The following is a 2,754-nucleotide window of genomic DNA, read 5'->3' as shown; positions in this document are numbered from 1 at the left end:
AGGTACCTTCCTGCAACTTCCTGTTCTCTAGTGGAATAGTCTCAACCTGTTTTACAGGAGAGCGGATAAGAAAAGAGTTGTCGGAGTACTTTTCGTAAGTAAGATGCAAGGGGCCTAATAAATCCTGTAGCTGTTCTTCCAGATTCTGCTTTTTAGCCCACTCGTCTACTACCCCTTGTTTTACTTTCTTCTCATTTACTACCTGAGTGTCGTAGTCAAATATGATGTCATACTGATCTTCCAACTGGGTTAATATCTCCTGAAGGGTATAGTGTTGATCTTGGTAAAGCGAGGCTGACGCTTCGCCGTACACCTCCGCAATTTGTTGTGCTTGCAAAGGTACCAAAGCGGTTAGTACCAATAGCAAACTAAGATTGTATAGTAAATAGTTTTTCATAGTGAATTTGTTATATGTTCATTAGGGATAAGCTTGTTGTTTCTAGGCAGAGAGTGTCGGGTTGAGAATCACTTTCTAATGATAATTTTCTTCTCATTTTTAGTTATGGTCAGTTGATACAATTTCTCTAGTTTTTCAAAAAGTACTTGAACTGAGTCGCGAGGGTACGACCCAGAAAATCTTCGTTCTAAAATCTCTTCATCAACCACTTCTATTGAGTAGCCGTAGGTATCTTCTAATCTTGAAAAGATACCAATGAGCGATTCATCTTTAAAAATTATTAGCTCCTCTTTCCAAGAGGTTTTGGTAGTGGCATCTACCTGCGATAGCAGCATCGCTTGCCCCGTATAGTTAACCATTTCGCCGGGTTTCAACGTGATACCTTCTTCGCGTTGAGTATCAATAACCCGTACCTTACCCTCATTCAGTACGATCTGGGTTTCTTGCCGCCGATGGTTTACACTAAACTCAGTTCCTAACACTTCTACCTCCAGCGGATTGGTATGAACCGTAAATTTGATGGGTACCTGGCTACTTGACGAAGAACGTTTCTTCACTTTGAAGAATGCTTCCCCCACTAGCCAAACTTGCCGGTCAGCGGTAGGATCCCAGGATTTTGGGTAACGCAGGGACGAGTTGGCGTTCAAAACCACCCAAGAACTATCAGGAAGCATAAATTCCTGCACTTCTTCGTAAGCAGTAGATACCGATACATACGAAGGGGACGCTAGCCATAAATAAAGCAGTACTGAACTAGCTAGTGCCAGAACTATACTGGCAGCTACTTTCCAGACGGGGAATTTAACCACTCGATAAGAATGATCAACTACATCAGCCGGTTCCGCTATTCCATCTCTGATATTCGTCCAGACCCGTATCTCTGCCTGATCGGCAGTAGGGTTGTCCTTTGGACGTATATTGAGCAATAACTCTTTAGCCTCTTGTACCTGATTGTGGTATTCAGGATGTGTTTTCATCCAACGCTGCCACTTAGTAATATCAGTTGACGTAGGGGAAAGAACCCACTGCCTAAAGCTAGGGTCGTCTATTAAACTAGTAACTGTAACTCGTTTAGGTTTCATGCATTAGTGTATTCACCCCTATGACAGCGGCACACCATTTTTTTACCAAAAATTCTCGAAAAAAATACTATAATTACATTTGCAACACACCAAAGGCAGTTACACTAAGTAATTAACAATAGATGCAGTACATTTTTACGAAATTTATATAGCGAAGAGACACAGTATTGAAACTGGGATGAGGTAAAATAGCAATGATTCTTTGTCCAGATGAGCGCGTAAACTTTCCATTGCACTATGTGCTGTATTGTAAACCGTACGAACTTTCAAAGAAAGCGCTTCGGCTACTTCCGAGGCGGAGAGATCATTAAAGTACAGTAGGTAGATCACTTCCCGTTGGCGAAACGAAAGTTTATTTATTGCTTCTTGCAGGGCGAAAGATTGCTCGTCTTTTTGCGTTTCATCACGCAACTGGTAATTGAAATCTGGTAATTGGTCTAGCGACACTACTTGATGCGTTTTTTTTGCACTGATTTGGTTTAGTAATCTATTGCGGAGAGCGCGAAACAAATAAGCCACCGGATACGATACTTGGGGTATTTTATCTCGGTTATTCCAAATAGTAATGAATAGCTCTTGGATTGCTTCTTCTACTAAATCACTCGACGTTATTTTGCAGCCATATTGGTATAGCTGAGGAAATGTAAGGTGGTACACCTTCTCAAATGAAGCGTGCTTGCCCAATCGTAGTTCTTCCCATAATACTGGCAAATCAGACATATCAGTTAATAACTCAACTTTTCCTCCAGAAAAGGTCATACTTCATTTTAGCGAAAAAGTGTTCGGAGCTCAAATATAGGAGCCAATTACATAATATAGATAAACTGGTGCTACTCAGCTCATACAAGGGCGTCAGACATCTCTAATTGAGGTAATACGTTTTGCTGTAATTAAAAAAGTTAATAAATATAGCTAAAAGATGCTAAAAAGTAATAATTAGGTAGAAGGGGCGTACCACAAAATGCACATCACCTTGCCGCACCTGTTCCAGCATACCAACAGGCGGAAGACCCCAGAACCTGCCTGTCGGCTTTAGTTCGTGGAACCCCGTATTTTGCCGTAACTCTTCTTCTTGCGCCCGCAGATTTTCAGCGTCTTGCTGCGACTGAATTAATAGCTGTTCAGTATGAGCATTGATTTGTACTACCGCTACTTCTGCTGCAATAGCCTCTCCCACGGTTTCTAAAAAAGCAATCTGATGGTCGGCGAAGGTAGTGAACGAGGCAATTTCTAGTCTGCCTAGCACTTGCTCATTAGCAATTAGGGGTACTAATA

The 2,754-nt window shown here is 41.6% G+C and carries 3 protein-coding genes and 1 pseudogene; all 4 read right to left on the bottom strand.

Translation table 11 applies throughout. The annotated features are described in order from the left end of the window. A partial coding sequence (locus tag WBA23_RS07545) for a hypothetical protein (RefSeq protein WP_424581663.1) occupies positions 1 to 397 on the bottom strand: 397 nt, incomplete at its 3' end. Positions 398 to 465: 68 nt separating this feature from the next. Further along, positions 466 to 1,479 (bottom strand): FecR family protein, encoded by a 1,014-nt coding sequence (locus tag WBA23_RS07540; protein ID WP_424581662.1) that lies wholly within the window; start codon positions 1,477 to 1,479, stop codon positions 466 to 468. 144 nt (positions 1,480 to 1,623) lie between these two features. Further along, a complete protein-coding gene (locus WBA23_RS07535; protein WP_424581661.1) occupies positions 1,624 to 2,238 on the bottom strand; it encodes an RNA polymerase sigma factor in 615 nt (204 codons plus the stop codon). Positions 2,239 to 2,401: 163 nt separating this feature from the next. Next, positions 2,402 to 2,754 (bottom strand): annotated as a pseudogene (locus WBA23_RS07530) (hypothetical protein); the annotation flags it as partial.

Source organism: Tunicatimonas sp., from assembly GCF_049647865.1.
In the GTDB taxonomy this organism is placed as follows: domain Bacteria; phylum Bacteroidota; class Bacteroidia; order Cytophagales; family Cyclobacteriaceae; genus Tunicatimonas.
The sequence above is the reverse complement of the archived record's forward strand: the minus strand, read 5'-3'. Positions and strand labels throughout refer to the sequence as shown.

Coding starts and splice junctions, on each gene's coding strand:
- WBA23_RS07540 (WP_424581662.1), bottom strand. CDS start 1,479: ATGAAACCTAAACGAGTTACAGTTACTAGTTTAATAGACGACCCTAGC.
- WBA23_RS07535 (WP_424581661.1), bottom strand. CDS start 2,238: ATGACCTTTTCTGGAGGAAAAGTTGAGTTATTAACTGATATGTCTGAT.